The organism is Marinobacter sp. M3C (assembly GCF_023311895.1).
Lineage (GTDB): Bacteria > Pseudomonadota > Gammaproteobacteria > Pseudomonadales > Oleiphilaceae > Marinobacter.
On sequence record NZ_CP092286.1, the window covers coordinates 20,030 to 46,935 of the forward strand.

Annotated in this window: 33 protein-coding genes; 25 read left to right on the top strand and 8 right to left on the bottom strand. The window is 55.8% G+C overall.

The annotated features are described in order from the left end of the window. Positions 1-304: 304 nt before the first annotated feature. Positions 305-565, bottom strand: a complete 261-nt coding sequence (locus MIH18_RS23685) for a hypothetical protein (RefSeq protein ID WP_249014895.1) — start codon at positions 563-565, stop codon at positions 305-307. Positions 566-868: 303 nt separating this feature from the next. Here MIH18_RS23685 and MIH18_RS23690 point away from each other — a divergent pair, with 303 nt between their 5' ends. Further along, positions 869-1,363, top strand: a complete 495-nt coding sequence (locus tag MIH18_RS23690) for a hypothetical protein (RefSeq protein WP_249014896.1) — start codon at positions 869-871, stop codon at positions 1,361-1,363. Between the two features lie 24 nt (positions 1,364-1,387). Here MIH18_RS23690 and MIH18_RS23695 read toward each other — a convergent pair whose 3' ends face one another. The 3 genes from MIH18_RS23695 to MIH18_RS23705 form a co-directional block, all read right to left on the bottom strand. Next, positions 1,388-1,627 carry a hypothetical protein gene (locus MIH18_RS23695; RefSeq protein ID WP_249014897.1) on the bottom strand — a complete coding sequence of 80 codons (240 nt, stop codon included), beginning with the start codon at positions 1,625-1,627 and terminating at the stop codon, positions 1,388-1,390. A gap of 121 nt (positions 1,628-1,748) precedes the next feature. Then, positions 1,749-1,931 carry a hypothetical protein gene (locus tag MIH18_RS23700; RefSeq protein ID WP_249014898.1) on the bottom strand — a complete coding sequence of 61 codons (183 nt, stop codon included), beginning with the start codon at positions 1,929-1,931 and terminating at the stop codon, positions 1,749-1,751. Further along, entirely contained in the window at positions 1,928-2,356 is a 429-nt protein-coding gene (locus tag MIH18_RS23705) for a hypothetical protein (RefSeq protein WP_249014899.1), read from the bottom strand. The genes MIH18_RS23700 and MIH18_RS23705 overlap by 4 nt, the downstream gene beginning before the upstream one ends. A 290-nt stretch (positions 2,357-2,646) precedes the next feature. Here MIH18_RS23705 and MIH18_RS23710 point away from each other — a divergent pair, with 290 nt between their 5' ends. From MIH18_RS23710 to MIH18_RS23825, 24 genes are all read left to right on the top strand, one after another. After that, positions 2,647-3,069 (top strand): glycoside hydrolase family protein, encoded by a 423-nt coding sequence (locus MIH18_RS23710; RefSeq protein WP_249014900.1) that lies wholly within the window; start codon positions 2,647-2,649, stop codon positions 3,067-3,069. Further along, complete coding sequence (locus tag MIH18_RS23715; RefSeq protein WP_249014901.1) at positions 3,062-3,328, top strand: hypothetical protein; 267 nt, start codon at positions 3,062-3,064, stop codon at positions 3,326-3,328. Before MIH18_RS23710 ends, MIH18_RS23715 begins: the two co-directional genes overlap by 8 nt. After that, positions 3,318-3,539, top strand: a complete 222-nt coding sequence (locus MIH18_RS23720; RefSeq protein ID WP_249014902.1) for a hypothetical protein — start codon at positions 3,318-3,320, stop codon at positions 3,537-3,539. The genes MIH18_RS23715 and MIH18_RS23720 overlap by 11 nt, the downstream gene beginning before the upstream one ends. Then, positions 3,539-3,922: a hypothetical protein gene (locus tag MIH18_RS23725; protein ID WP_249014832.1), complete on the top strand. Its 384-nt coding sequence runs from the start codon at positions 3,539-3,541 to the stop codon at positions 3,920-3,922. Before MIH18_RS23720 ends, MIH18_RS23725 begins: the two co-directional genes overlap by 1 nt. A 258-nt stretch (positions 3,923-4,180) precedes the next feature. Then, complete coding sequence (locus MIH18_RS23730) at positions 4,181-4,552, top strand: HNH endonuclease signature motif containing protein (protein ID WP_249014833.1); 372 nt, start codon at positions 4,181-4,183, stop codon at positions 4,550-4,552. A 111-nt stretch (positions 4,553-4,663) separates the two neighbouring features. Continuing rightward, positions 4,664-5,101 (top strand): phage terminase small subunit P27 family, encoded by a 438-nt coding sequence (locus MIH18_RS23735; RefSeq protein WP_249014834.1) that lies wholly within the window; start codon positions 4,664-4,666, stop codon positions 5,099-5,101. Positions 5,102-5,103: 2 nt separating this feature from the next. Beyond that, on the top strand, positions 5,104-6,831 hold the full coding sequence (locus tag MIH18_RS23740) for a terminase TerL endonuclease subunit (protein ID WP_249014835.1): 1,728 nt from the start codon (positions 5,104-5,106) through the stop codon (positions 6,829-6,831). Next, complete coding sequence (locus MIH18_RS23745) at positions 6,825-7,013, top strand: hypothetical protein (protein ID WP_249014836.1); 189 nt, start codon at positions 6,825-6,827, stop codon at positions 7,011-7,013. The genes MIH18_RS23740 and MIH18_RS23745 overlap by 7 nt, the downstream gene beginning before the upstream one ends. Continuing rightward, positions 7,013-8,281 carry a phage portal protein gene (locus MIH18_RS23750; protein ID WP_249014837.1) on the top strand — a complete coding sequence of 423 codons (1,269 nt, stop codon included), beginning with the start codon at positions 7,013-7,015 and terminating at the stop codon, positions 8,279-8,281. Before MIH18_RS23745 ends, MIH18_RS23750 begins: the two co-directional genes overlap by 1 nt. Beyond that, on the top strand, positions 8,269-9,201 hold the full coding sequence (locus MIH18_RS23755; protein WP_249014838.1) for a S49 family peptidase: 933 nt from the start codon (positions 8,269-8,271) through the stop codon (positions 9,199-9,201). Before MIH18_RS23750 ends, MIH18_RS23755 begins: the two co-directional genes overlap by 13 nt. Positions 9,202-9,276: 75 nt before the next feature. Then, positions 9,277-10,575 (top strand): phage major capsid protein, encoded by a 1,299-nt coding sequence (locus tag MIH18_RS23760; RefSeq protein ID WP_249014839.1) that lies wholly within the window; start codon positions 9,277-9,279, stop codon positions 10,573-10,575. Positions 10,576-10,647: 72 nt separating this feature from the next. Then, complete coding sequence (locus MIH18_RS23765; RefSeq protein ID WP_249014840.1) at positions 10,648-10,884, top strand: hypothetical protein; 237 nt, start codon at positions 10,648-10,650, stop codon at positions 10,882-10,884. Positions 10,885-10,904: 20 nt separating this feature from the next. Then, the gene (locus tag MIH18_RS23770) at positions 10,905-11,450 is read left to right on the top strand and encodes a head-tail connector protein (protein WP_249014841.1); all 546 of its coding nucleotides are present in this window, start codon (positions 10,905-10,907) and stop codon (positions 11,448-11,450) included. A gap of 2 nt (positions 11,451-11,452) precedes the next feature. Beyond that, positions 11,453-12,004, top strand: coding sequence for a hypothetical protein (locus tag MIH18_RS23775; protein ID WP_249014842.1), 552 nt, complete (start codon positions 11,453-11,455; stop codon positions 12,002-12,004). Continuing rightward, on the top strand, positions 12,004-12,558 hold the full coding sequence (locus tag MIH18_RS23780; protein ID WP_249014843.1) for a hypothetical protein: 555 nt from the start codon (positions 12,004-12,006) through the stop codon (positions 12,556-12,558). Before MIH18_RS23775 ends, MIH18_RS23780 begins: the two co-directional genes overlap by 1 nt. Then, on the top strand, positions 12,555-13,004 hold the full coding sequence (locus MIH18_RS23785; protein ID WP_249014844.1) for a hypothetical protein: 450 nt from the start codon (positions 12,555-12,557) through the stop codon (positions 13,002-13,004). Before MIH18_RS23780 ends, MIH18_RS23785 begins: the two co-directional genes overlap by 4 nt. A gap of 5 nt (positions 13,005-13,009) precedes the next feature. Continuing rightward, positions 13,010-13,762, top strand: coding sequence for a hypothetical protein (locus MIH18_RS23790; protein ID WP_249014845.1), 753 nt, complete (start codon positions 13,010-13,012; stop codon positions 13,760-13,762). 37 nt (positions 13,763-13,799) lie between these two features. Then, on the top strand, positions 13,800-13,955 hold the full coding sequence (locus MIH18_RS23795) for a hypothetical protein (protein WP_249014846.1): 156 nt from the start codon (positions 13,800-13,802) through the stop codon (positions 13,953-13,955). Between the two features lie 73 nt (positions 13,956-14,028). Continuing rightward, a complete protein-coding gene (locus tag MIH18_RS23800; protein ID WP_249014847.1) occupies positions 14,029-17,652 on the top strand; it encodes a hypothetical protein in 3,624 nt (1,207 codons plus the stop codon). Next, positions 17,652-18,047 carry a hypothetical protein gene (locus MIH18_RS23805; protein ID WP_249014848.1) on the top strand — a complete coding sequence of 132 codons (396 nt, stop codon included), beginning with the start codon at positions 17,652-17,654 and terminating at the stop codon, positions 18,045-18,047. Before MIH18_RS23800 ends, MIH18_RS23805 begins: the two co-directional genes overlap by 1 nt. Further along, positions 18,044-19,531: a hypothetical protein gene (locus tag MIH18_RS23810; protein WP_249014849.1), complete on the top strand. Its 1,488-nt coding sequence runs from the start codon at positions 18,044-18,046 to the stop codon at positions 19,529-19,531. Before MIH18_RS23805 ends, MIH18_RS23810 begins: the two co-directional genes overlap by 4 nt. A 10-nt stretch (positions 19,532-19,541) precedes the next feature. Next, positions 19,542-21,665 carry a hypothetical protein gene (locus MIH18_RS23815; protein ID WP_249014850.1) on the top strand — a complete coding sequence of 708 codons (2,124 nt, stop codon included), beginning with the start codon at positions 19,542-19,544 and terminating at the stop codon, positions 21,663-21,665. Beyond that, positions 21,665-22,879 carry a hypothetical protein gene (locus tag MIH18_RS23820; RefSeq protein ID WP_249014851.1) on the top strand — a complete coding sequence of 405 codons (1,215 nt, stop codon included), beginning with the start codon at positions 21,665-21,667 and terminating at the stop codon, positions 22,877-22,879. The genes MIH18_RS23815 and MIH18_RS23820 overlap by 1 nt, the downstream gene beginning before the upstream one ends. After that, positions 22,876-24,774 (top strand): hypothetical protein, encoded by a 1,899-nt coding sequence (locus MIH18_RS23825; RefSeq protein ID WP_249014852.1) that lies wholly within the window; start codon positions 22,876-22,878, stop codon positions 24,772-24,774. Before MIH18_RS23820 ends, MIH18_RS23825 begins: the two co-directional genes overlap by 4 nt. A 233-nt stretch (positions 24,775-25,007) precedes the next feature. Here MIH18_RS23825 and MIH18_RS23830 read toward each other — a convergent pair whose 3' ends face one another. The 4 genes from MIH18_RS23830 to MIH18_RS23845 all read right to left on the bottom strand — a co-directional run bounded on the left by MIH18_RS23830 (position 25,008) and on the right by MIH18_RS23845 (position 26,543). Continuing rightward, positions 25,008-25,484: a DUF4124 domain-containing protein gene (locus tag MIH18_RS23830; protein ID WP_249014853.1), complete on the bottom strand. Its 477-nt coding sequence runs from the start codon at positions 25,482-25,484 to the stop codon at positions 25,008-25,010. An 85-nt stretch (positions 25,485-25,569) separates the two neighbouring features. Beyond that, a complete protein-coding gene (locus tag MIH18_RS23835; RefSeq protein ID WP_249014854.1) occupies positions 25,570-25,779 on the bottom strand; it encodes a hypothetical protein in 210 nt (69 codons plus the stop codon). A 126-nt stretch (positions 25,780-25,905) separates the two neighbouring features. Next, complete coding sequence (locus tag MIH18_RS23840) at positions 25,906-26,193, bottom strand: hypothetical protein (RefSeq protein WP_249014855.1); 288 nt, start codon at positions 26,191-26,193, stop codon at positions 25,906-25,908. Between the two features lie 14 nt (positions 26,194-26,207). After that, positions 26,208-26,543: a hypothetical protein gene (locus tag MIH18_RS23845; protein ID WP_249014856.1), complete on the bottom strand. Its 336-nt coding sequence runs from the start codon at positions 26,541-26,543 to the stop codon at positions 26,208-26,210. Positions 26,544-26,906 lie beyond the last annotated feature (363 nt).

A 26,906-nucleotide genomic window follows, 5' to 3' on the forward strand; every position in this document is an offset into this window, starting at 1 on the left:
TGCCCGGGCTGCGAGCGCCAGCTGCCCATGCACAATGGCATGCACGTGGGAGAGCTAGAAATGATTTCGTGCACCCGGACTGCGCCACTCACGCTTGAGCCTAAAACACGTGACATTTGGCACCAGCCGGCTAAGCGGAAATTGAACGCGGCGCCGTTTACGGCTGGGGATGAGGTATGAAAACCCCGCCCTACGACACTGCGCGGTGTGCGTGTGACCGTGATGGAAGTCAGAGAGATGGTGGGGTTATGACTAGATGGGACGAGTTACCAGCACACATAAAGATCACCTATCAATCGCAGGCTCAGTATGAGCGCTTACTGGAAGTGGAGAAAGGGCGATGAAATTTAGAAAGAAGCCAGTAGTTATTGATGCGACCCAATGGTTTAAGAACGGCGACCACCCAGAAGATGACGCGGTAGTAGTTGACAACCGAGATGCTGGGCAGCACCCATTTCAAACTGAAGGGAATGTAGTTCGCCGATATTCCGGGTTGGACGACTGCCGCCATTGCGGTCAGGTGATGAACGTCCACGGATGGATCGACACACTTGAGGGCGGGCATGTCGTCTGCCCTGGCGACTGGATAATTACAGGCATAAAGGGTGAACGATACCCATGCAAGCAGGATATTTTCGAGGCCACATACGAGCCTGTGGAGTGATCGGACTAATCGCAATCGTCGCCGGCCAGCCCTGCACAATGTTGACTGGCGAGCCCATCAAAGAGGCTGCAAAGAGCTGCAAAGAGCTGCAAAGACAGGTTTGGTGCACGCTTTGAGGGCTTCGATATGCCCGACTGGCAGCGTGAAGGGCAGGGTGAGCAAGTGGCGATACGGGCATTATTTAACCGTCTGAGGGGCTGATTTATGGCGATGACTGAGCGCACACCGGAAAGCAAGGCGGTACGAATAAAAGCGGAGAAAGTGGTGGATCGGTTTATCGTTGTCGCTTTGGCTTGCGAGCAGGATCTGGCGTGGCAGGGCATCGGCGTCAGCGGCAAAATAGCCGATTTCGAAGGCGAGATACCGCAGTCATCAGCGTATTACGGCGTCGATAAAATGCCCGGCATCTGTGACCGGATGCAAAAGTGGCCGGAGGACTTCGCGCAGGCTCAGGATTTGATGAAGGAACTAAAACCGGAGCAGCGGCAGGCGCTTGTGCTGGATAGAGCGTTCAGGGGTCGCACGAAAGCGAAAGCCATTGATCCGTTTGAGAAAGATAAGCCAGTTTATATTCTGTGGGATGATGCCGCGTGTGCGCATGAGGCAGGCTGTAAAGTGGGCGCTTTTGTGCAGCGTGTGAGCAGTGCCTATTCGCGGCTTGAGGGTTTTATGGCGGGGGTGCGGAAAAAAGCCGCTTAGGTAGCGGCTCGTTCGTTGCGCGGCTCATTCAAATGGGTCAGGGCGGGACAGTACGGCGATTGGGTGAGGGTCGTCGTTATTGTCCAGATCATGCTTGCGGTAGAATTCCTCCCACTCGCTCAGGCTAATTTCGTTTGTCGTCCTGTAAGATTGGCTGTCTGGAGACTGGCGCTGGATTCGGACGTTTACGCCATCGCTCATGACTCGAAATTTTGTACCCTTGAAGCTCGAACTGGGCCGGTAGATTTCTTGTGATTGGCTCATAATTAATTCCTGTAAAGTGGCACGAATAATAGCTGCTGATCGGTTCGGCAATCCGTGGCGTTGCTGGTAATCGGCAATCGCCTTGGCTGCTTCGCCGCTGATGCTCAGGGTTTTGGAGTCGTTACGCTGGCGTAGGGCGCTTACTCGCTATCTGGATAGCGCGGCGAATACCTTCGCTGCCGTTGCCATCGCCCAACTCCTGAGCCAGTCGCCAGCTCTCGGCGTCGATGTAGACGTTGCGGCGCTTGCCCCCTTCCATTTCGCGGGGGCGGTGGTTTGGGCGCTTTTCTTTTTTGCTGTTCATTTTTTTACGCCGATCAGCGCTAACGCTCTTAGCGTGTAACTTTCTGCAAGAGCTTCTGCGCTGTCGTAAAAACGGCTGTTTTTCGCATACTCTTTTTCCGCATCACGTTTTTCGACTTCCGCAATTGCTTCGACGCCCCCTTTTTCAAAAAGCTTTCTGTAATTAGTAACCTCTTTTGCTCTCCGTTTTATTTCTTTGTTCCATTCGGCTCTAAAGTTGTTAGAAACCATTGCCGGAGATGTAGACCGAGCCTCTTCCATAACCACAATCAAAGCATCGACAAGCTGTTGAATTTCGTTGTGATCAGATCCGGGAAACTGGCTGCTAACGCAATCCCACACCATGTCTTTACCGCTTTCATAACCGAGATCAACGGCGTTATCGTCTAATGCTTGACTGAATACCACAAATTCGCTGTTGTACATTTTTTAGTCCTTTTCGTGTATTTGCTTGACGATTACTATTGTACACACAAAACTATTACCTGCAACACTTAAATACACACAAAACTAAATTATTTACCTGTTAATTCATACAGCCTGTAAGTATTGACAGCTTTCTGATTACAGCGCACACTATCTGCACTTGCTCGAAAGAGCCACCAAAGCCCGCAGGCCACAAACCTCGCGGGTTTTTTTGTGCCCCGAACATCTCCACGCGGTCAGCTACGCCGCACCTTGGCCCCTTTTGGGCCTTTTTTATTCCCGGAGCTTTTATGGATCGCCGGCTACTTACATCGCAGCTTGAACGCCATGAAGGCCTGCGCTTAAAACCCTACCTCGACACCGTTGGGAAACTCACGGTGGGCTTTGGTCGAAACCTCGATGATGTCGGAATAAGCCGCGGCGAAGCAGAGCTTATGCTTAAAAACGACATCGACAAAGTTGAACTGCAGCTGAATGAAGTTGACGAATACCGCTCGCTGGACTCAATACGTCAGACCGTTATCGCAAATATGTGCTTTAACCTTGGCTTTAACGGCCTGATGCACTTCAAGCGCATGTGGAAAGCTATCGGAAAACAGAAGTACGCCGCCGCCGCACGAGAAATGCTTGATTCAAAGTGGGCCAATCAAGTCGGTGCGCGCGCCGTTGAGCTGTCGGAGATTATGCGGACTGGCGAGACTGCCGATGGATGATACTGGTCGCCGTGGCTGGCACATCGACAAAGGGATACCTATTGCCGTAATCCTGGCGCTTCTTGGCATAGCTTATGCCGGCGTGCAGCGGCTATCGGCACAGGATGAGCGCATTAGCAAGGTCGAGCTAAGCGTTCAATATATTCAGCAGAGCAGAGTTATCGACCAGGGGCGCACTGAAAAGAAGTTCGATGAGCTAAAAACTGACCTGCGAACGATCAACTCAAAGCTCGACCGGATTATAGAAAGTGACCGATAGCCACCCAAATCCTAACCAGTGGTGGTTTCATCGCCGAATGATGGCCTACGCCAGTCTGCTGGGCCTTTACGTCATCCTCGGCCAGATCATAATCGGCAGCATAAGCGCCGACATTGTGCCACTGGCGCAAACTCTGGCATGGGTGTTTAGCGCAAACCTCCTTTACTACTACTGCGGCAACGCTGTGGAAGCCGTTAAGGGCAAATCATAATGCTGGGCATGCTGACAGGGCGAGTCAAGATGGTCGTGTACGCGGTTGCCGGGGCATCCTTTCTAGCCATGGGCGCGGTCATCTGGTGGCTTTATGCCGATAACCAGGATCTTGCAGGCGAAACTGAGCGCCTGAATCAAATCAATTCGCAGCTTGCAGATAGTGCAGAAAGCCAGAAAGCCGTTGCCGATACGCTGCAGGAAGAACTCATCAGCCGCGACGAGCTGGCAAGGCGGCACATCGAATCACGCAAAACCGCAGAATCAAAGCTGACTCAAGCAAGGCAGGCACTGCATGACGCGCTCAAAGACAATCAGTGTGCCAGTGAGCCTCACCCTGCTGCTGTTGGTGACTGGCTGCGCAAGCCCACAGACGATCTATAAGACCAACACTGTTTACCTACACCCACCAGCCTTCCTGCTCGCTGAATGCCCGGTACCTGAGTACATCGGCACCGAGTGGGCGCACGTTGCCGAGTACGCAGGACAACTGAAATCCGCGCTTAGAGTCTGTAACGGCGACAAGGTACTGCTCAGAGAATGGGCAACCGAGGATGAATGACGAGCAGCTGGTCGAAACTATCCGCCGGCAGACGGCAGCAAGTAGCACCGTAAATAAACACCTATTACGAGGGAATGCCAATGCCCCCGCGCACCCCTAAGCCTTGCCGCAACCCACGGTGCGAGAGTTTGTCCACCGAGCGGCACGGGTACTGCGGTGAGCATAAGGCGCTGGCCAGCAACTGGGAAGACGACCGCCGCGGCAGCAGCACAGAGCGTGGCTATGGTGGGATGTGGAGAAAGAGAAGGGTCCGCATACTCAAACGCGACAAGGGCTTATGCCAGGTATGCATCGGTCAAGGGCGAATCACGGCCGCATCATCGGTTGACCACATCATCAACAAAGCGGAAGGCGGAACAGATGATGATAGCAACCTTCAAGCCATATGCTGGCCCTGTCACAAGATCAAAACTCAAGACGAGTCAGTCCGCGGTCTGCGTCGCACACGATGAGCGGGAGGGGGGGGGTCTAAAGTCCACAGCTTTTCGCGTGCTCGACCGCCTCTCTTAAGTGTATTTTTTTGCGCGCGAAATAAGAAATATTTTCTGACGGGGTAATCGACAGTGGGCACATCAGTGAGATCCGCGGGCGGAGGTCGAAAAAAGAACCGGCCGCCGCAGACAAACAGCTCAATCACACGAATTGCGCCACCCGTTCAACTGCGCGATGAATTCGCTGTCAGCATTTGGAAACAACAGAGCGCCATCCTGATTAAGCGCGGCTGCATGGAGCCAGAAGATGCGCCCGTCCTGCTGTCTTACTGCAACGCGTTCAGCATGATGCTTCAAGCTGACCGAATGATTACAGAGGAAGGTATCACCGCACCCACGGCCGACGGCATCAAAAAGCACCCCGCCGTGGGAGTTCGAAACGACTGCGTCAGCCAAATGGCTCGGATGGGCTCACTGCTTGGCCTAGATCCGCTCAGCCGCACAAGATTCACTGGCGCTGGCGGCAAAAAAGAAACCAGCGACACAGGCAACGAATTTGATGAATTCTAGATATGGCCACATACCCGAACGTCAACGCGGCAACGAAGTATGCCCGCGACGTGGTGGCCGGCAGAATTCCCGCGGCGCGCATCACACAGGCAGCATGCCAGCGTCACATTGATGATTTAAAAAGCCAGAAAGACCCAGCCTACCCCTACCGATTTGACAGAGACAAAGGCGAGCGGGTCTGTAAATTCATACAGCTACTCGTGCACACCAAGGGCGAATGGGCCAAGCGCCCATTGCACCAGCGACGCATCGTGCTGGAGCCTTGGCAGCTGTTTGCGTTCTCGACGCTGTTCGGCTGGACTCGCAAAAAAGACAAGCTACGCCGGTTCCGCGAAGCTTACATCTGCGTCCCACGCAAAAACGGCAAAAGCATTATCGCTGCCGGCGTTGGCCTTTACGCGCTGGTTGGGGACGGCGAACGTGGCGCCGAGGTCTACTGCGGCGCAGGCAGCGAGAACCAAGCCTGGAAGGTTTTCCAGCCTGCCCTGCAAATGGCGAAAGCGCTACCGAATCTCCGCAGCCGCTTTGGCCTTATACCTTGGGCCAAAAAGCTTACGCTGCTTGACGGATCGGTATTTGAGCCTGTAATCGGCGACCCTGGCGACGGATCCAGTCCGCACCTGGGTATCGTTGACGAATTTCACGAGCACGATGATTCTGGATTGTACGACACCATGCTGACCGGCATGGGCGCACGTCGACAGGGACTAATGCTGGCAATCACCACCGCTGGCGACAATATCGAAAGCCCTTGTTTCGACATGCACACCCGTGTTGTGGAAATGCTTGATGGCGCGGTTGGCAATGAAGACGACGAACTGTTCGGGCTGATCTACACTATTGACCCGGAAGACGACTGGACCAGCACCTTGGCGCTGCGAAAAGCCAACCCTAACTATGGCGTTTCAGTTTACGAAGACTTTCTGCTGTCGCAGCAGAGCCGGGGCAAACGTCTGGCGCGATTCGCCAACAAGTTTAAAACTCGACACCTGAACATTTGGGTGTCGGCAAAAGACGGCTTCTTTAACCTCGAAAGCTGGAAGCGCTGCGAAGACAAAGGTCTGGCACTGGACCAGTTCGAAGGCTGGGAAAGCATCATGTCGTTTGACCTGGCGCGGAAGCTCGATTTAACCGCCAAGGTTCGATTGTACAAACAAGACATCGATGGCAGGCGCCACTACTACTGTGTGGCTCCCCGGTTCTGGGTGCCCGAAGACACCGTTTGGCAGGGCGATAACAGGAAGCAAGCGGAGCGGTACCGAAAGTGGGTGAACACCGGACACCTTACTGCCACCGAAGGCGCCGAAGTGGATTACCGGGAAATCCTCGCAGCCGCTGTTTCCGCTCACCATCACAGCCCCAGCGTGGGCTGCCCAATTGACCCACACGGCGCAGCGAACCTCTCGCACCAAATGATGGACGAAGGCTTACAGCCCATCACGATCTCGCAGAACTACACCAACTTAAGCGACCCGATGAAGGAGCTGGAGGCCGCGATAGAGTCCGGCCGATTCCATCACGACGGTAACCCGATCATGAACTGGTGTATTGGTAACGTGATTGGCAAACACATCGCCGGCAACGACGACGTGGTAAGGCCCATAAAGCAAGGCAACGACAACAAAATTGACGGCGCCGTAGCCCTAATAATGGCCGTGGGCCGGGCAATGCTTGGCGACACCGAAAAGCCCAAACAATCCATTTACGACACGTCGGACGTTACATGCTGATGAACGCACTCACATTCTTTATTGGCCTGGCCGGTGCTGCCCTGATCGCTTTTGGCGCTTGGCTGGTGTACGAGCCTGCCGGTTACATCACCGGCGGTTTTCTTTGCCTGGGCTGGTCATTCATGGCCGCTCGCGCCATGGCCGTTCGTGACTTTACCCAACGCGAAAAAGGCAGCAGCTAATGTTTTTACCAAGCTTTTTCAAATCCGCCAACATCAAAGCCAGCGGCAACGACTTCAGCACCTGGATTAGCTCAATCGGTGGCCACTCCAGCCGCGCCGGCACCCAAGTAAACACTGAAAGTGCTCTGGCCTTGGCGGCCTTGCGGGCTTGCGTCACTCTGCTTGCGGAATCCGTGGCGCAGCTGCCATGCGAACTCTATCGTAAAGACAGTAAAGGCGGCCGCGAACGCGCTACAGACCACCCGCTATACGACGTCATCCACAGCCAGCCAAACAAAAAAGACACCACGTTTGAATATTACGAACAGGCGCAAGGCAACCTGGGCATTGAGGGTAACCACATTGCCCTAATAGATCGCGACGGAAGCGGCTACGTTAAAGAGTTGATCCCAATCCACCCGAAAAAAGTGCGAGTACTGAAAGGCCAGGACGGCCTGCCCTATTACAACCTGTTGGAGTTTGACGAAATACTTCCGATGCGCATGGTGCACCACATCAAGGCCTTCTCTCTAGACGGCTTTGTGGGCTTGTCTCCCATCGCGACTAACGCAGATTCTATCGGCCTGGCATTGGCCACCGAACACCACGCCGCTGCGGTATTTCAACGCGGAGCCACTATGTCTGGCGTCATCGAGCGGCCAGATACAGCGGCACCTATTACCGACCAAAGCAAAGTTGACCGACTTCTAGAAAAGTTCAACGAGCGTCACGGTGGAGGCCTACGCAACGCATTCAGCGTCGCCCTGCTGCAAGAAGGCATGAGCTACAAGCAACTAGCCATGGATAATGAAAAAGCCCAGCTTCTGGAGTCACGGAACTTCGGCGTCGGCGAAATTTGCAGGCTGTACAAAATCCCCTTACACATGGTCCAGCATCAAGATAAAAGCTCCTCATGGGGCTCTGGTATCGAACAAATGTCGTTGGGCTATGTCATCTATACCCTGATGGCTTGGATCAAGCGTCACGAAGCGGCGATGATGCGCGACCTGCTGCTGCCATCCGAACGCAAAAACCTCTACATAGAATTCAACGTTTCCGGCCTGTTGCGTGGTGACCAAAAAGCCCGTTACGAAGCCTACGCCATCGGCCGCAATTGGGGCTGGTTATCAGTGAACGATATCCGCCGTCTTGAAAACATGTCGCCCATCACCGGCGGCGACCGCTACTTAACGCCCCTGAACATGTCCGACTCCGGCAAAGCAGCTAACACCTTAAACGCCACTCCGGATCAAATGAAAAACATTGAGGAACTTCTATGTCGCGCATGATCAACTACCCACACGTAGCCGCAATGGTGTTCGGCGTTCCGCTGTTCGCCACCCCCGCTCTAGTGAACGCCATCAAATCCGTATTGGAGCCGCGATTGCTGGGCAAAGCCTCAGACTCTGCACATGACACAGCCCCGCTAGCGCTGGCAGACGATGAACAGCGCTCCAGCCAAACCCACAAAACCAGCGGCCAGCTGGCGGTTATCCCGGTCCATGGTGTTCTGGTTCCGCGACGAGGCGAAATCACTCAAAGCTGCGAGGAGTTGGTGTCCTACGAGATGCTGCGTAACCAAATCGAAGCCGTACGCCGTGATGACCAGGTGCAGGAGATCGTGTTGGATTTTCACACCGGCGGCGGTTCTGCAATGGGCTGCAAAGAAGCGGCCGATTACATTAGATTGGTGGCCGGCGAAAAGCCCATCACCGCATTGATCAATTTTGCCGCCTGCTCTGCCGGCTACTTTCTCGCTGCTGCATGTACCCGCATCGTCGCTAGTCCCACAGCCATGGTCGGATCCATAGGCGTGATTATCGAAACCTACGACATGAGCAGGGCTGAAGAAGCCGCCGGCATTAAATTTAACACCTACTTCCGCGGTGGGCACAAAAATGACGCATCACCCCACGAGCCCATAACCGATCAAGCTGAACAGGAGATCAGCCGCCGCCTTGATGCCGCCTACGACATGTTCACAACGTCGGTTGCTGAATATCGAGGCTTGGATGTTGCGGCCATCGTTGCCACCGAAGCCCGTCTGTACTCGGCAGCTGAAGCACTGAGTTTGAAGTTGATCGACGAAATTGCCCCAGCTCAAGATGCCGTCAATGCACTTGCCGCGAAATACAGGCAAGCCACCCAGCCCCAAGGCAAGCGAATCACCGCACAAGCCCGTGCCATGGAAACCCGTTGCCAGCTCTAGCCACGCGGCGGAGCTGAAACCCTAAAGGCACCGTCTGGTGTCTTTTTTTATGCCTGAAAGAAAGAGGAAATACCCATGCCTATTGAACAACTCCGCCGCAACCGCGCCGAAATCAACGCCAAAGTACAAGCATTGGCAGAGGTTGAGGCCAAAGAAGGCGATCTGAACGAAGAGCAGCTGAAGAGCTTTAACGCCCTGACCACTGACTTCGAAAAAATCACCCAACAAATTCAACGCCTGGAAGGCGCCGAGCGCATGGCTGCTGCATCCGCCATGCCGGTAAACGCCTTGGGCGCCTTGGGTAACAGCGCCGCTGCGTCAGCAGCAGTGCACATCAAAAAAGAGGCCAAGCAGTACGTCGGCGCCAAAGCCGCTCGCATGGTTATGTCCATCGCCGCCGGTAAAGGGGACCTGGGGCTTGCCACTAAGTTTGCCCGTGACGAACTGAACGATGCCGACGTAGCGATGGCCATCGAAACCAGCGCAGGCAGCGGTGGCGCTATAGTGCCGACCAATATCGCGGATGAAGTCGTTGAACTCCTGCGCGCGAAAACCGTGGTACGTCGTCTCGGCGCGCAAGTCATGCCCCTGCCCAATGGCAATCTGTCGCTTCCACGCATTAGCGGTGGCGCAACCTCAGGCTATGTCGGTGAAGGTGCAGACGTGCTGGCAACTGAATCCGCGTTCGACGACGTGCAGCTAAGCGCCAAGACCCAGATCACCCTGGTGCCAATGAGCAACCAGCTGGTTGGGCGCGCGGGCTACTCAGTTGAGCAAATGGTCCTAAACGACATGCTTAACGCCAAGTCCGTACGCGAAGACAAGGCCTTCCTGCGCGACGACGGCACAAGCAACACCCCGACCGGTTTTAAGAAAACCGCCGAAACCGCGAGCCGCACCGTGGCTTGGTCAGGCACCGCTAACCTCGCGACCATAGACGCGTTCCTTGATGCGCTAATTCTTATGCTGATGAATGCAAACAGCATGATGGTACGTCCAGGCTGGGCTCTATCGCCTACCAGCTACATGAAGCTGTTCGGCCTGCGCGACGGAAACGGCAACAAAGTCTACCCAGAAATGAATGAGGGAGTGCTGAAGGGCTATCCGTTCGCGTCCACCACCACCATTCCTAACAACATCGGTGCCGGCGCCAACGAAAGCGAAATTTACTTCGCCGATTGGAACGATGTCGTGATCGGTGAAAGTGAAAGTATGTCCGTCGATTTCAGCCGCGAAGCCACGTACAAAGACGCCGCCGGTAATTTGGTATCTGCGTTTGCCCGCAACCAGTCGCTGATCCGGCTAGTAGCAGAGCATGACGTAGGCTTCCGCCACCCTGAAGGCCTGGTGCTGGGTACCGGCATCATCTGGTAAGTACAGAAAACCAGCTGGCGGGCTAGCCAAGAACTGGCCCGCCATCCTTTCGCACAACAGGACACCATCACCATGACTAAGAACACGCTCGAAGCAGCGCCGGAAAACAACGCCGAACCGGCCGCCACAGATACCGCGCGCCCAAAAAATGTAATCGTCACCTTTTTGCGCCCATTCACCCGCTATGTTCGCGGTGACATCGCAGGTTTTCAACCAGCAGAAGCCGAGCGTCTGATTCAAAAGCGAGTGGCCGTAAAAGGAACCCAGCTGCCAAAAGAGCCAGAAACCGACAAAGAACCCAAAGCCTAAGTCCGCACGAGGAACGCTCAATGATTACGCTGCCGGACGCCAAATCCCATCTGCGGGTAGAACAAGACTTCACGGAAGAAGACAGCCTTATCGAAGCACTGATTGACGCGGCCATAAGCCATGCCGAAAAGCGCACAGGCCAAAGCATTGCCTACACAGAAGGTGCCCGGCACGTTATCGACAGATTCCCTGCAGACCGACAAGCCATTGAGCTGCCATGGACGCCTGTGAAAGCGGTAACTAACGTGGAATACACCGACGCCACCGGTACCACACAAACGCTAAACGCTGGTGAGCTCACGCTGGATAACCGTGGCGTTTATCCGACTTTATACCCGGCCTATCCAAACGCCTGGCCAAGCACCCAGCGCCGAGCAATGAGCATTAGCATTACTGCCAGCAAAGGTAGTGACACATTGGCTCCTGATATCCGCATGGCCATATTGCTAATGGTTGCGCACTACTACGCGCACAGAGAGGGGGTCATTATCGGCACGATTTCGAGCGAGCTTCCGCTTGGCGTTGAAATGCTGCTCGCCCCTTACGTCATTCACCCCGCAGGTTAACCATGCAAGCAGGCAATCTTAAAGACCGCGCCACACTCTATTCTGCTCGCACCGAAGGTGCTCAACCAGCTTGGCCAATTATTGGCAGCCTGTGGGCAGGCTTTCAAGAACCGAAATCTGTTGGCCGCGGCGAGCAAACCGGAATCCGCGCCGCCGACAGCACTTATGTGCAGATGCGCTACCGTCCCAGTATGCAGCAGGGCCAGCTGCTGCGGCGCCAAGGCATGTGGTACGTGGTTGAATCTGTAGAGCCGGGATACAACCGCAGCGAATTAGCCGTGTCAGCCCGCCGAATAATCGGCAGCACGGCCCAATACCGGCAGCGCGGCGCTGTTGAAACAACTGAAGTACTCGCGTTCATCACCCGCGAAAACATTTACACCGGGCCCATGAGCGAACCGCGCATGCAGATCGAACTGTTTCAGCCACAGCTGCCCTACCCCTGGGGCCGCCGCGGCGACACCATCGCTTTGTTCGGCGGCACATTCACCGTGGATGGCGTGGTCGAGGGCAGCGACAACGGTGTGACCCTCAAAGTGCTGGTGACCAGCTAATGGCACGCAGTAGCCTAGGAATACAACTAGACGGCATCGAAAGCGTAGTGCAGTCGCTGGAAAACATGCCACAGGCTATTCGCCGCGCTACCCGGGCTGCAATAAACGACCAGGGCCGTGACAGCAAAAAGGAACTGGCTCAACGCATAGCCCGTGACGGCGTATCCCGCGCTAAAGCTGGCGGGCAAATATCGCTGCGCCGGGCCACCAACAAAGAGCCCGTTGCCGTTCTGGCCCCGACCAGCCGACGAATCCCTTACCGTTTTTGGAAAACCACTATTCGTGTCACCGACAGCACCGGCACCCGCGCAAGCGTGTGGATCCGCAAGGGAGGGCAGCTGATGCGTGTATGGGGCTTTGTAAACCCAAAAAGCAAAAGGAAAATCGTGTGGACGCGCCGCCGCAAAGCCGGTGAAGACATCATGGCACCCGCCGCCGGCCACAGTGTAAAGCTTCACTTTCAAGCGGCTGCCACCCCCGCCTTTGTGAAATCTGTGGGCGAAGGCCTGAGCGGAAAATTCATTGATCGCTATAACGAGCAGCTGAAAAAATGAGCGCAATCGCAACTCAAGTAGTCAACGAACTGATCGCCAGGCTGGAAGAAATTGCCATTGCGAACGGCTATGCCACAGATCTTCCTAGTGAAGTGCAAGATGAAGACCCCGCCCTGTACTTTGACGAGCACACCCCTCTGCCGTGCATGGGTATTCGAAACCTGAGTGATCGCGTAACCGCCAAGAGCCGTGGCGCAACATTGCAACAACGCACGGTGGAAATTGTCGCGTACCTGGAGCGAGGCCCCAGCAACCGCGCACGGCAAGACGAACTCTTGCAAGACATATACCGCACCGTATTCAGGCCTGAAAGCATCAAGCTAAAAGGCCTGGCAGTCGAGATCGTAGCCGGCGAGGCTCAGCTCGATGACATAGAACTCGGTAGCAAAATCATCCCGATCTACCTGCCGATTATCCTGACGTACAACACCCTGAACTGGAGTTAACCCTCATGTCCTATCAAGACCAAGGCCTCATTTTCGCCGGCAACATCTATATGGCCAAAATAGTTGACGGCGCCGCCACCGAATATGCCGGCCCGATTAACGTGCCCCGGCTGGAGCTCACGCCCCCGCAGCCTGAAGAAATCACCCGTATCAGCTCTGAGCGCGACACCTTCGGCCAGGCACTGGACTCCGTAAACCTACCAGGCGCAGCGCCCCGCATCGCCATGGACTTCGACTCCCTGCCGTCTGACCTACTTGCGGATGCGCTGGCGGGTACCGTTGAAGTTTTCGATGCTGGGGTTCAAACCGCAACTGGTGAGGCGCTCACACTAATCAATGGAATGTGGCTCAAATTCCCACACTCGTACATCGATGTCGCAGCCATTGTTGTGACAGAAACTGTAGGCTCAACTGTGCTGGTGCTTGGTGAAGATTACCAGGTCGAATCTGCAACCGGCCTTATCCGAGCCTTGAACGATACGGCTGCCGTGTCGGTAACCATCGATTACGACACCCTGGCTGCGAAAGGCAACCGCGTACTTGGCGCAACCGAGATCAGCAAGAAGCGCCAAATCATAATGGATGGCGTCAACCTGGTGACCGGCAAGCCTGTGACATTGACGGTGTTCGCGGCCACCTTTAGTGCCACACAGGCAATGGACCTGATGTCTCGTGAGTTTGTGACTGGCACGCTTGAGGGCACCATGATTACCCCCGAAGGCAAAACCAGCCCTTACGCCATCGAATTCGTAGACTAACCCACACAGCCAAAACGACAGGCAGGAGAATAGCAATATGTCTAAGCAAGAGACGCAAGCAGCCCAGGGTGACGTAGTAAAGGCCACTCTGAAGAAACCCCACCGCCACAACGGCATTCAATTGCTGGCAGGTGTGGAGGTCACCCTCACCACAGCCCAGGCAGAACGCCTGGCGCGGCGTGAAGTGATCTGACCCAGCCAGCCTGAAAACCGATAGAACCTGAAAAGCCCGCCATTGTGCGGGCTTTTTTATGCCCGGAGCCCCCATGGCAGCGCAAAAGCAAGAAGTTGAACTGCTGATAAAAGCAGGCACCGAAGGCCTGAAATCCATTGGCCAGCTGGTCAAGGAATTAGAGGCTCTGGGGCAAGATACCGGCGAAGCCAGTGAAAAGCTGGAAGGCCTGGCGGACAGCCTGAAGGGGCTGCGTGATCAACAGAAGCTGGTTAAACAGTTCGCCGACCTTAAAAGTCAAACAAAAGAATTAGCCGCCGCACAAGACGATGCCAAAACCCGCGCTACTGAGCTGGGCAAGGCCTTGGCGGAAACCGAAAACCCATCAAAAGCGCAGCGCACAGAATTTGAGAAAGCTCGCCAGGCTGCAAAAGCGGCGGGCCAGGCTTGGCAAAACAACCAGGTCCAGCTAAACGGCTTGCGCACCAGCTTGTCTGACGCTGGAGTTAGCACCAGCAATTTGTCTGACGAGCAGTTGCGCATCAAGCGCGAAATTTCCGGCGTAGACGAAGAGATTAGCAGCGTAACAGCCGATCTGACTGAAATGCGCGACAGCACCCGGGCGGCCGCAGATGGCAGCCGGCAATTGGGTGACGATGTTGCAGAATCGGGCGATCGGGTTAGCGGGTTCCGTGAGCGCCTGCAGGAACTCAGCCCAACACTGGGCAAGATTGGCACCAGCTTAAAAGTTACGGGTCTCGCGGTGGCGGGATTTTTAGCATCAGCTGGTGCATCGGTTGCCACCCTGTCCATCTTTTCCCGAAGCCAAGCTGCCGTTGCTGACGAACTCACCAACACCGGCAACGCCCTTGGCGCAAACCGCGAACAGTTGCAGCTGTGGCGTATCGCCGGTGACCGCGTGGGACTGTCTGGCGAAAAAGTAACAGATATACTAAAGAGTATGACCGAGCGCCTGGGTGAGTTTTCAGCCACCGGAACAGGCGAAGCGGCCGACGTACTTGACCGCCTCAATCTCGATATTAGAGATCTCATTAAACTTCAGCCTGATGAGCAACTGCTTTCCATTGCCAACGCGATTGGCGAAATTGGCAGCAAGTCCGAACAAGTCGCGATGCTGGAAAAACTGGCCAGCGATGCCAGCCAGTTACAGCCGCTGCTTGAAGACAACGCCGCAGGCCTGAAGGCCATATTCGAAGAAGCTCAGAAAGGCGGCGCAATCTACACAGATGCTGAGCTGGACAAGCTCAATAAAGCCAATGATGTTTACAACCGTATTGACCTAAAGCTGCAAGGGCTGACCAAGCGCATCGGCTCTGAACTGGCGCCAGTGGTTGGCGAGGCTACCGATAAGCTGATAGACCTGTTCGATCAAAGCGAGGCTGGCGAAAAGCTGGTATCGCTGTTCAAGCGCCTGACCGAGAGGGCCGCGGATTTTATAACCGAGCTGTCCAAAGATACTGGCGATGTCGCGGGCCAATTTGACCGAATTTTAAGCATTCTATCGATCGTTGGCAGCACCCTGAAGGGCGTGTTCAGCTTCGCGAGGACGGCGATATCGGCGTTCGGAACATTGGTGGCTGGCCAGTTTGCTATTATTCTTACCGGCGCCGAGAAGCTGGCAAGCGCACTTGAATCCGTAGGTGCCATCACCGAAGAGAGCTACCAAAAGGTTGCCGACCTCGCGGCCCGGGCCCGCAAAGAAACATCTGAACTTGCTGACTCAACCTTGAAGTGGGGCGGTAACACACTGTCTGCTGGAAAGGATATTGTTGGTGTCTTTTTTGATGTGGAAGAGGCTGCCGCCTCAGCCGGTGGAACGCTTAAAGAAGCAGGTGAAGAGGCCAAAAAATCAACACAAGAGCTACTGGCCGCGTCAGAAGCTCAGATGGCTGCCCTGTCGAAACAGCTTGGCGGACTGGAAGGCCAGGTTGAAACCGCGGTAAGTCGCACCACCCAAGCGTGGGCTGATTACTATGCAAGCTCTGGCGAGGCTCAGGCGAAAGCTCTGCAAGAATTGAACGAGGCCATAGCCGCTGAAAATGCGCTGCGCACGGAGTCCGGAAAGCTCGCTCAGAAGCTATCGAAAGAACAAGTTGAATCCGAAAGGCTGGTAAAGGCCCTGGTTGAAGATCGCATTGCGGCTCAGGAAGCCGCTGTTGAAGCTTCGCGAAAAGCGCTTGCGGATCTGGGCGTTGATGTAAACAAGGTGATGAAAGGCATCAGCAAAGATGCCCAGGAAGCCATTGACGGAATCGACACGCTGGCGGAAGAAATTGAAAAAGCCGGACTGAAGGGTAAGCAGGCGGCGCAGGCGTTTGAAGATGGCTTTACGCAGGCGTTGGAGTCTGTCAGCAACAAAAAAGAATTTGATGCGATAAAGGCCAAGATTGAATCACTGGGAGAATCCGGCGCGCTCGGCGCTCAGGGCGTGAAAGATGCCCTGGAAGAAATCAGCAAAAAGGCCAAAGAAACCGCTGAACAACTTGAAGCCGATCTCAGCAGCGCAATCGGATCGGCAAAGACGAAGGAAGAGCTGGATGAATTAAAAGAACGGATTGAAAGCTTAAAGGATTCTGGCGAAGTTGGAGCAGTTGGCGCGAATGCTGCGCTTGAGACCATTCGCCAGAAAATGGCCGAACTGCAGGGCCTGGACCTGAATATCGGCCTTGACGACGTGCCCGATCAAGCTGACGACGCAACGGAGGGCCTCGACAAAGTAAAGGGTAAGGTCAAACAAACCGCTGAAGAAGCGAAAAAGCTGCGCGACGCTTTCCGTGAAGCACTTGGTAATGCTTTTGGCGCAGCTCTGACCAAAGCACGAGTATCAGTTACCGAGTTAAGTGCCGCAACTCGCAATCTGTTTGAAAATAAAATGGGCATGGATGCCTTTGTAGAAGACAGCGAGAACCTGGACGCTTCCCTAGAAAAGACACGGGAGACGGTGTACCGATTCAGCACCCAGATCGCAAAGGCGCGAGAGCAGATAAACGGCCTCGGGATTTGGTTCACCGAAGTCGGGTTGGCGGCAGCAGAAGCCCGGCAGGAATTCTATTACCAAGCCATCGCTGCAGAAGAACTGACGGAGAAGGTTCAGGCCGGCGCCTACTCAATGGAAGAGCTGGCCCGCCTAAGCGACAGCGCAGCCAATAAATTCTCACTGCTAGACGACCAGCGCCTTTCCGGCCTGCAAGCCGCCATAGACGCCGCCCGAAACAAAATCGAAAGCCTGAACAGCTCCGCAGAATCCACCCTAAACTCCCTGGCTCAGCGGCTTGCAGACATACAGGGCGACACCGAAGAATCCCAGCGCCTGCAATACGATGCCGAACGCAAGCGCCTGCTGGACATGCAACAGCAAGCTCAGCAAGAAGGCGCCGACAACGCAGCGGCAGATTATGGAAAAGCTTTAAAGCAGCTCGAAAAAATCAACGCTATCGAACAGAACAACCGCCGCGAATCCGACAACGAGCGTGAAAGAGAAGCCGCCGATCGAGCCGCCCAGCAGGAGCAGGCCGAGCGCGAGCGCCAGGCCTCCGAGCGCCAGCGCAACACAACCACAAATAACCAGCAAAGCCAGCCCAGCTCACGGCAAACCATAGTGCTGCAAAGCCCTGGTGGTGGCCAAACCGAAATACAAACTGAAGACCCTCAAGCCCTATTAAGAATACTAGAACAAGCCGGCCTCAGGAGCGTTTGATGGCAACCGAGATCACCCTCACAGACGGTACCACCGTTATCAGCCTGCCTCCTGATATGGACTGGCGGGACGAATTTGCATGGACAACCGTTGAGCACAGCACCGATTACAGTCTCACCGGATCTTTAGTAGTCCAGGAAGACGAGCGGCAAGACGGCAGGCCCATCACTCTCTTCGGTGGCCGTGAGGTGTGGGTAGACCGGTCAACGGTTAAGGCTCTTTACGCCATGGCCAGTCTGGCCGATCAAGTCATGACACTGGCGCTTTGGGGCCAAAACTTCACAGTTATGTTCCGCCGACCTGCTATCGAGGCTGAGCCAATCTGGCGCTTGGCCAACCCGGGGGCAACACACAAGTACGCCATCACAGTGAACCTAATGGAGATCACCCAATGACAATAAGCAGCGACCAGATCGTACTCGCCGAATCCGAAGTGATGGCCGACACCGACGACGGCGGCGGGCGCATGAGCGGCCGGATCGTTGTCAGCGGCCAAGTCAATAACACGTTCCCCGACATCAGCCGAGTGGACCGCGTGTACGGCCGCGTGAATCTGCGCAAGCTGTACCTCTACATCAACGCCGCCAACCAGGACACCCTGCTCGGCGCACACACCATTCTGAGCGAACGGCCAACCGACCCGAACGTCCACGCCCTGCTGTTCACCACAGGCAGCCACACCGACCGGCGCACCGAAGCGCAAGACCGAATCGAGAGCTACGTTGTCGCCAGCACCGAGTCTTCCTTTTGGCTCTGGGGCAAACAACTGGCAGGCCAGAGAGCCGTCCAGGCCCTAGCTTTTCCCAGCAACCAGCGCGACCCTGAGCCCGGTCAGATTTTTGTCTTGAAAGACTTGGCCGCAGGCGCAGAGCAGTACGTGCGAGTGACCGGAGTCGAAATCGATCAACAGACGTTCACGATTGACCGCGGCAACAGCTTTTATCAGTTCAGATTGAAAACCTACGCGATCGAGCTTGCGCAGCCGCTACGTGAGGACTTCCAGGGCAGCGATCCGCACCCGACAGGCAACCGGATCAGCAGCACCAAAATCCTGAAAACCCAGGTCGCCGACGCGGCAAAGTACATGGGCGCATCGCCACTGGCCGAACCTGCTGCAGTCGGCGATCGCACTATCAAAGTCGCCAGCGCCTTCGCCCCCCTGGTACCCAGTGCACAATCTGAAAACGCCATCACCGACCAGGCAGCCGGAGCCCTGGCGGCCATTATCCGGCCGGCCAGCACCCAGGCCATCACGCTGGCAAACATCCGGAACGTGACGGTAGACGCCAACGGGGCGGGCGTTTACTACACCGGCCGAGCCATTGTGCCCGGGTCGCTGACCATCAGCGGCGACAACGGCAGCTACAAAGACGAGGGCGGGCGCCTGGTGCACACCGGCGGAAGCAACAACCTGGATGAAGAACTGAGCGTGGTGGACTACCAGAACGGCGAAGTTAGAGCGGCCTACACCGGCGGGACCACAGCGCGGAACACCACCATCACATTCACACCAGGCGCCGCGATCAGCCAGCAAACAAAACAAGCCGCGCTCGAGGTCAATCAGCAAACCCGATCACTGACTTGGGTACACCAAACAGACCCCGTGGCCGCCATCGCCACGTTAACCGTCGAATACCGGGCGCAGGGAAACTGGTATCTGCTGCAGGACAAGGGCGCAGGTGAGCTGGAGGGGGACGGAACAGGGACGCTGGATTACGCGACAGGGACCACCTCATTCACGTTAGCCGCACTGCCCGACTCCGGCACCGCGATCATCATCGCATGGGGCGAAAAGCAGGGCACCATTATTGAGGCCGGCACCAGCGCGCCCCAGAGCCCGACAGTGCGAATAGAAGTTGGCGAAAACTACACAGGATAAGGAGCAAAAAATGCCGATCGGAATGGTAAACAGAAGCGGAAGCGCACCAGACTACAGGTACAACAACCCATTACCGAAGCGCCCCATCGCGCCGAACAGCGTCACTATTTCATGGTTCACCAGCGACACGCAGCGCACACTGACCGATGATGGAGAGGGGAACCTGGCCGGCGATGGCTCCGGCACCGTCAGCTACGCAACCGGGCTTATTTTCATATCACCAGACCCATCGCCCTCCCCAACCGACGGCGATTACAGCATCAGCTATACGGATTGGAGAGGAACGGAAAAGCTAACCGAACAAGTTGTCATTAATGAGGGCGGGGATACCTCATTCACCCCCATGGAAGCGATGAAAGAAGGCTCCATCACCATCGACGTGACCCTGAAGCGGATAACCACTAAGTACACCTATAACGAAGTGTTTGGCAAAACCTCCACTTTTAACTACGAAACGGTAAACGCGACTTTGACCGACGATGGCGCCGGCGGGCTGCAGCGATCCTGGCAAGGGCAGCTTCTAGGGACCGTCAATTACGCAACCGGCGAAATAAACTTCGATGCGAGGATCAGCTACAACCACCGGAATATTAATAAAAATCAGTATAGCCGATGGGAATCCAGCACCGTGAGCGGAACAGAAACTTACGTGTCAGGAGAGCCCGCGACGATTAGGTGGACAAGCCCCGCAGACGGCGGAGAGATCCAGACAATCACGCGGCCGATCCCGCCGATGACGATCGACCTGACGCCCACAAGCGAGCGCGCCATTATTGCAAACAGCGTGGTTTTCGACTTTGCCGGGAAACGATATTTTGACCGCAACGGCTCCATCATCAAAGACTGGTCGCCCACAACCAACGCGGGCACCGCTGTGGGCAGCATCGACTACACTACCGGCTTGGTAACGTTGCAAGAATACCCAGCATATTCATGGCGCAGCGACGCCGTGGCCCTGATCGCCTGCGCCACAACGCTGAACGAGGCCCCCGCAAGTCAGACCATCTTTCGCACCGCTGGCTCACCCCTGCGCGAAGGCAGCCTAATCGTCAACGCAACCGATCTCGAAGGCAACAACATAACGCTGACCGCAGACACCGCTGGAAATTTGTCAGGCGCCAATATCGCAGAAGGTTTTGTCGATACCCAGACCGGCCTGGTCAATGTCCAGTGGAGTAACGTGGCCACAAGCCAGATCGATATCAACCCGTCGACCGTTCGATACAGCGCCGTCAGCTACAGCTTCCTGCCATTGGACGCCGATTTAGTGGGCTTGGATGCAACGCGCCTGCCAAGCGACGGGCGAGTGCCGCAGTTCAACCTGGGCGACGTTGTGGTGATCAGCAACACCCAGCAGCAAGAGATCATCACCGCCACCCCGGGCCAAGTGATCGACTTCGCGCGAGTGAACCAAGCCGAAGTCTGGATCGAGGGTGCAAACGGTAACCGCCTAGCGGCATACCAATACACCCTGGACACCGACGCCGGCACCCTGACGTTCGCCGACCCGCTGGCCCTGATCGATGCCGAAGCCAACGCCGTGACCGAACCGCTGCAGGTATTCAACCGAGTGGAAGACATGGGCCTGGCAACAGACGTACAAATCGGCGGGCAAATCAGCCTTAACATTCCGCTGTCCCAGGACTACACGGCAGGCGACACCATCGCCAGCGCCGCCCTGCTGTACGGCGACCTACGCGCCCGGGCACACAATGCTTTTCACCAGAAATCGTGGAGTGGCGCTTGGGCAGATGATCGCGCTGGCGACGACACCACGGCGAAATACAACCTGGTAAGCAGCCCCATCGAAATCACCAACCAGGGTGCGATTAAAGAGCGCTGGGCCATCCGCTTCACCAGCAGCACCAGCTTTGAGGTCATCGGCGAAACCGTGGGCGTAGTCGCCGCTGGCAACATCGCCACCGACCTAGCGCCCACCAACGAAGCCACCGGCGCGCCATATTTCACAATCCGCAGCAACGGCTGGAGCAGCGGCTGGGTAAGCGGCAATACCCTGCGTTTCAATACGGACGGCGGACAGGCACCGTTCTGGGTAGCGCGCACGATTGTGGCGGGCCGAGCAACGGAAGAAGAAGACCAATTCGCAACACAGAACCGAGGGGATGCTGACTGATGATTGACTGGACTCCGGAAGGACTGAACCCTCTGATATGGTTAGATTTTTCGAGGCCAGACACTCTAACGCTAGATGCAGACGGTAAGATAACCGACGCTTCGAACTTGGGTGTTGGGCAGCAGCAGCTCGCAGCCCCTGCCGGATTCGAGCTTGACTACAAATCAAAATCAGACGGCCACATGCCACACGCTTTGTTTTCTGGAGCTCAAGAATTAGCGTTTAACGGTAGTGCTTTAGTTGGGAAAGAGATTTCTCTATTTTTTGCTTTTTTTAACACGCCCACATCATACGAGACGCAATGGTTAATCGGGGGCTCAGGTACAAGCACTGCCGAAAATCTGATTATGGGCTATAGAAATGCGGACTTTCGCCTCTCTACATTCGGCTCAGATACGAAAATTCCGATCTCGAACTTGAATGCCAGAGAGTATATAAATTATGTTGCGTCGGGCGTAAGGGGACTGGACGGCTCGCTGATAAGAGTTGAGGGGCAAAGTGTAACAAACTCGGAAACGGGGATTCTATCAGCTTACCCAGGAGCATCTATAGGTAAAGGCATTGGTAATTATTTCAAAGGCGGCATGTACGAGATTTTAATATTTGACCGAAAGCTGGCGTTGGATGAGGTGGATAAAGTTGAGGCATATTTGGCATTAAAGACAAAGTGCATATCAGTTTTGACATTCGAAAACGCATACAGGCTGCTGCCATATAGTTTTATGGAGCCTGATCCAGTTATTAATGCGTCCAAAGTTTCCGGCACAGTCCAGATCGACGGCACCCCAGCAAAGCGCACCGTGCGCGCCTTCGGATATGACCCGACCACGCACGACCTAAACGCCACGACCGTCAACCTGAGCAAAAGCCTGGGCCATTCCACCAGCGACCCAGCAACCGGCGACTACACCATCGATCTACTGGCGGGCTATGGGCGAGAGATCTTTGTGGTGGCCTTTGACGACTACGGCGCGCCATTTACCCCCGAAGCAACCCTGGCCGCGGGCGACCGCATACACCCCACCACCCCGAACGGGCATGTCTGGGAAACAACCGGAGCGGGAGCCCTGCCAGTCGATGAGCCGACCTGGGTAGTGGACACAGAAACCAGTCAGCTATACGGCACGGCCAGCATGATCGCCAGGCCATTTTATAGGCCTATGGTTCACGGGCCGATAATGCCCGAGGTAACCACACCCGACCCGGCACCGTGACCTACGTCGCCGAAACCAACCCGCTGTCGGTCGTCCTTGACCTTGGGGCACCGTACAGCGTCAGCACCAACCCGCTGGCGCTGGACTTCGATCTGGCCGAAGCAGGCGGCGGCTTCGTCTATCGCAAGCCCCCGCTGGCCGTCGGCTACCGATACCAGAGCGCCCAGGCATCAAGGCAGGCAGTAGCCACCCGCAGTCAGCACTTCGACCAGGGCAGGCCAGAGGACGGCAGCGGGCGCGCGCACAGGACGGACCAGGCGCGCGTTGTTTTGCTGGCATCCAGAGCAATGCTATGGGACCGGGTACCGCCCAAAGACCAGCGGGAAAACCCATTCAGCGGCAACGAAGCCCGCCCGCTCTCATTGAGCGCAGAGCAGGCCCGCTGGGAGCAGTTCAAGCCAAAGGACGACCGAGAGGGCGAAGGCGACCAAGCCTGGGACGTACAGAAGCCGAAAGACCGCCGGGCGATCCATCCATCGAATGACCCGAAAGACCACAACCTGCGCAGCGAATACCGGGCATCCGACAGCATCCTGAACTGGCAGCCACCGCCGGCGCTGGAAGTTGAGCAGGAGCAAGACGGAACCCTGAACCTGCAGATTTCACCCTACACAGCACCGGGCAACCAGGTTGTGGATTTTGAGCTGGTACCGGCGGCCCTGCTGATCGAGATAGAACCGCCGACCAGAAGCGTGGACGCACAGCCGAACGAGCCAGGCTGGTCGCTGAAACAGGCGCTGGACGGCCGCACCATCCACCCCTGGGACAGAAAGCCCCGGCTGGGTACCGAGGTGGAATTCCCCAGCGCAGCAGAGCCCAACCTGCCCGAGCTGGCGCCACCGCCCGAGCCCGACATTAAAAGGACGTACCGAATCATGAACGCCAGCAGCTTGATCGAAGTGACCACCGGCACACCGCTGGAGTTTAAAGACCTGAACATCGGGCTGGACGCGGACAGCTTCGCCTGGACGATGAGCGCCACCATTCTGAACCGCGCCAGCATGGACCAGATCCGCCCCACCGCCGGCGGCCCTGCGGAAGTCACCGCCACTATCAACGGCCACCAGTTTCGCTTCGTGATCGAGAGCTACAGCCTGGACAAGCGGTTCGCCCGAGAAACCTACAGCGTTAAAGGCGCATCCCGAACGCAACTGCTGGCCGCACCCTACGCACCCAAACGCACCGGCCGAATCGAGTCGCAGACCACCGCCGTACAGGTGATGACCGAGCAACTGCAGTACACCGGTTTCAGCGTCAGCATACAATCAGGGCTGACCGACTACGTAATACCGGCCGGGGCCTGGGGATGGGATGACAAAACCGCGATGGAAGTGATCGCGGAGCTGGCCGAAGCCCTGGGCGCCGTGGTTGTGCCCGATCGAGAGCAGGACGTGCTCCACATTCGCCACCGCTACAAACAAGCCGGCCCTTGGGCTTACCCGGACATGGCCCTGGGCAGCATCGACGCCATCATCGCCGACGCCATGGTGACGGGCTACGCCAGCCAATGGGAGCCCCGGCCAGAATACAACTCCGTTTTTGTTTCGGGCATTACAGAAGGCGTGGCCATTAATGTGGTCAGGCAAGGCACCGCCGGCGACAAGCCCGCACCGGACATCTTCGACGACCTGAACGTCGAGGCGTACCAATGCCGGGCGCGAGGGCTCACCGCGATAGCCGCCGGCGGCAACCAGGAGATCGTAACCATCGGAACCGTTCTGCCCACCAGCGGAAGCCCGGGGCTGATCGAGCCGGCCATGGTTGTGGAATTCCGCGACAGCCGTGTGCCGGAGAACACTTGGCGCGGAAACGTCCTGGGCGTTAGCATTGCAGTGGGCCAACCCGGAACCGGCCGCGTTACCCAAACAGTCAATATCGAGAGGCACCACTACTAATGGCTACCGTCAACCCCTGGACAAGATTTCAGCGCTTAATGACCCGAGCGGGCCGGTACACCGTCACCATAAGCCAGGTGAACAGCGACGGCACCAGCTTAGCCACCCGAAGGGACGGGCAAACAGTGAGACTAAATGGCGGGCTTGTGGCCGCCGGCGGGAAAGCATGGGTAGACGGCGAACAGATCATAGGTGAAGCGCCGAACCTACCGAGCGGAACGCAGTATGTGTGATTACTGCTCCAGCAGCCGGCGACGATCCTCCCGCAAGCGGTCAATTTCGTTGTCGCTCCGACTAACTTCGGTTTGGTACTGCCGCTGCTTCAGCGCTGCTTCCTGCGCCAAGCTGCCTTCCCATGTAGCCCCGGCCAGGTTGTTGTTGGCTCTGGACTTATCAGACTCCCATTCTGCCATGTCCGCATCTAGCTGACGCTTTGCCCGCTTCTGCTGCAGTTGAAGCTGCCTAATTCTGGTATCAAGTCGGTGCACCGCGCTCTTTACCGCGCGTCCCTCCAAAAAATCACGGCTACCCTCAGTAAACATAGAGCCACCGAGTGCCGGCGCTGGGTTGTGGTCCAGCTTCACAGCGTCGTCCCCGCATGGCTGGCCAGAGAAAACGGTTTGACCTTTATCGCCTTTGCACTGGTATACGGCGGCGGTGCTGGTGGTAGAAAGTGATAGCAGGACAGAGAGCAAGATGGTTCGTTTCACAGTACATTCCCTCGTTTCGTGTTGTTCTGAGTGTAGCAAGAGGTAATGTAAAATTGTGTAAAACATAACCCAAAAAACTTTCAATCTATTTTGCCGGGGAGTCCAGTTTTATCTGCGCTAGCTCCCAAAAAGCCGGGTGCATCTTGCGGTCGCCTCGCTCCCACTGCTGCCAAGACCTCCGGCCCGCGTGTACGCTCTCGGCGCAAGCATCTTGTGCGGCAGTTATCCCGATTTTACGACTGGTCTGTACGGATTCGCGCAGCTCAGTTACCTGCTGTGGTGTTGGGTTTTTCATGGCATCTCCGATTTAAAGTTTGCTCAACCCACTCTGCCAGCTTCATCTTTTCGGCTTGAGCCTGCCGCACCCAGCGGGTTTTATTGTCACGCTGGGTTTCGAAATGGATTACTGCCGTCGGGCTTTTCACAGCTCAATCTCTAAAGCTATATCGATGCCGCGCTCTATCGCGTAAAGATTCGGGTCGCGTGCATCGAATGGAAACCCAATGATGCCGGTAATACTTTTGAAATCAGTAGCGTCAGGGAGGTCGGAAAAATAGTCCGTCATGGAATCCGTCAACCATTTTTTGCCAGCGGCTACGTGCGCTTCAATCAGTGGCTTATTCGCTAATATATAAGATGGGAATTCGTAGCTGTCCGATTCAGGCAGAAGAAATTCTGCCCCTGCAATTTTTATCTTAATGGCTTTCATGATTTCCCCGATTATCAGTCATCGTTTGAGTCGCTGCGATCCACCCAGCCGCCCCAAATAGCCAAGTCGGCAGGCAGGTCATAGTCAATTTCACGCTCCGAAATAGGGAGGTCGGCTTCTTTTTCATGATACTCAAAGCCGTTGTGCGCAGCGTGATTTATGTTTCGCGCTCTGAGAGCTTCCCGCTGCTGCGCCAACCCCGCTCTCGCTGCTTCAATGGTTCCGTAAATCATGCCGGCCAATTGGTCATGCTGGCCTGGGTTCGCTAATCTGTCCGAACTAAAAACCGGCTCAAGCTCAACGTAATAAACCTCAACATCAAGCGCCTGCTCAGAGTAGATAATTTTCATGCCGCATCTCCTTTAGGTCCCCGGTTCCGCCGGATCGGTTTTCCTGATCTCTTGATACCCAATCTACGCTCAATGAGCGCACGAGTCAACAGTAAAACAAATTACTTTTATACGCACAAAAATGCCCACGCTCTTAGCCGCTTGCATCTTTTTTCACGGCTCGCAATCCCTCGTATTCGCGTGTCCTCGAGGCATAGCAAGGCGAAATGAGAAATGATGTAAAATCTGGCCTTCATGTGAACCGGCCGCTGTAATATACAGTTCCTAACCCATTGATTGCGTTCACCTACATTGCCCGCGCAACCTGCGTCTCAAATTAAACTATTAATCTGATTTTAAAGCCATTTTAAGAATTAGCCAATC

Excerpts from the sequence above, each read along its gene's own strand:
- MIH18_RS23685 (WP_249014895.1), bottom strand. The coding sequence starts at position 565 with ATGCCCGCCCTCAAGTGTGTCGATCCATCCGTGGACGTTCATCACCTG.
- MIH18_RS23690 (WP_249014896.1), top strand. The coding sequence starts at position 869 with ATGGCGATGACTGAGCGCACACCGGAAAGCAAGGCGGTACGAATAAAA.
- MIH18_RS23695 (WP_249014897.1), bottom strand. The coding sequence starts at position 1,627 with ATGAGCCAATCACAAGAAATCTACCGGCCCAGTTCGAGCTTCAAGGGT.
- MIH18_RS23700 (WP_249014898.1), bottom strand. The coding sequence starts at position 1,931 with ATGAACAGCAAAAAAGAAAAGCGCCCAAACCACCGCCCCCGCGAAATG.
- MIH18_RS23705 (WP_249014899.1), bottom strand. The coding sequence starts at position 2,356 with ATGTACAACAGCGAATTTGTGGTATTCAGTCAAGCATTAGACGATAAC.
- MIH18_RS23710 (WP_249014900.1), top strand. The coding sequence starts at position 2,647 with ATGGATCGCCGGCTACTTACATCGCAGCTTGAACGCCATGAAGGCCTG.
- MIH18_RS23715 (WP_249014901.1), top strand. The coding sequence starts at position 3,062 with ATGGATGATACTGGTCGCCGTGGCTGGCACATCGACAAAGGGATACCT.
- MIH18_RS23725 (WP_249014832.1), top strand. The coding sequence starts at position 3,539 with ATGCTGGGCATGCTGACAGGGCGAGTCAAGATGGTCGTGTACGCGGTT.
- MIH18_RS23730 (WP_249014833.1), top strand. The coding sequence starts at position 4,181 with ATGCCCCCGCGCACCCCTAAGCCTTGCCGCAACCCACGGTGCGAGAGT.
- MIH18_RS23740 (WP_249014835.1), top strand. The coding sequence starts at position 5,104 with ATGGCCACATACCCGAACGTCAACGCGGCAACGAAGTATGCCCGCGAC.
- MIH18_RS23745 (WP_249014836.1), top strand. The coding sequence starts at position 6,825 with ATGCTGATGAACGCACTCACATTCTTTATTGGCCTGGCCGGTGCTGCC.
- MIH18_RS23750 (WP_249014837.1), top strand. The coding sequence starts at position 7,013 with ATGTTTTTACCAAGCTTTTTCAAATCCGCCAACATCAAAGCCAGCGGC.
- MIH18_RS23755 (WP_249014838.1), top strand. The coding sequence starts at position 8,269 with ATGTCGCGCATGATCAACTACCCACACGTAGCCGCAATGGTGTTCGGC.
- MIH18_RS23760 (WP_249014839.1), top strand. The coding sequence starts at position 9,277 with ATGCCTATTGAACAACTCCGCCGCAACCGCGCCGAAATCAACGCCAAA.
- MIH18_RS23765 (WP_249014840.1), top strand. The coding sequence starts at position 10,648 with ATGACTAAGAACACGCTCGAAGCAGCGCCGGAAAACAACGCCGAACCG.
- MIH18_RS23770 (WP_249014841.1), top strand. The coding sequence starts at position 10,905 with ATGATTACGCTGCCGGACGCCAAATCCCATCTGCGGGTAGAACAAGAC.
- MIH18_RS23775 (WP_249014842.1), top strand. The coding sequence starts at position 11,453 with ATGCAAGCAGGCAATCTTAAAGACCGCGCCACACTCTATTCTGCTCGC.
- MIH18_RS23780 (WP_249014843.1), top strand. The coding sequence starts at position 12,004 with ATGGCACGCAGTAGCCTAGGAATACAACTAGACGGCATCGAAAGCGTA.
- MIH18_RS23785 (WP_249014844.1), top strand. The coding sequence starts at position 12,555 with ATGAGCGCAATCGCAACTCAAGTAGTCAACGAACTGATCGCCAGGCTG.
- MIH18_RS23790 (WP_249014845.1), top strand. The coding sequence starts at position 13,010 with ATGTCCTATCAAGACCAAGGCCTCATTTTCGCCGGCAACATCTATATG.
- MIH18_RS23795 (WP_249014846.1), top strand. The coding sequence starts at position 13,800 with ATGTCTAAGCAAGAGACGCAAGCAGCCCAGGGTGACGTAGTAAAGGCC.
- MIH18_RS23800 (WP_249014847.1), top strand. The coding sequence starts at position 14,029 with ATGGCAGCGCAAAAGCAAGAAGTTGAACTGCTGATAAAAGCAGGCACC.
- MIH18_RS23805 (WP_249014848.1), top strand. The coding sequence starts at position 17,652 with ATGGCAACCGAGATCACCCTCACAGACGGTACCACCGTTATCAGCCTG.
- MIH18_RS23810 (WP_249014849.1), top strand. The coding sequence starts at position 18,044 with ATGACAATAAGCAGCGACCAGATCGTACTCGCCGAATCCGAAGTGATG.
- MIH18_RS23815 (WP_249014850.1), top strand. The coding sequence starts at position 19,542 with ATGCCGATCGGAATGGTAAACAGAAGCGGAAGCGCACCAGACTACAGG.
- MIH18_RS23820 (WP_249014851.1), top strand. The coding sequence starts at position 21,665 with ATGATTGACTGGACTCCGGAAGGACTGAACCCTCTGATATGGTTAGAT.
- MIH18_RS23835 (WP_249014854.1), bottom strand. The coding sequence starts at position 25,779 with ATGAAAAACCCAACACCACAGCAGGTAACTGAGCTGCGCGAATCCGTA.
- MIH18_RS23840 (WP_249014855.1), bottom strand. The coding sequence starts at position 26,193 with ATGAAAGCCATTAAGATAAAAATTGCAGGGGCAGAATTTCTTCTGCCT.
- MIH18_RS23845 (WP_249014856.1), bottom strand. The coding sequence starts at position 26,543 with ATGAAAATTATCTACTCTGAGCAGGCGCTTGATGTTGAGGTTTATTAC.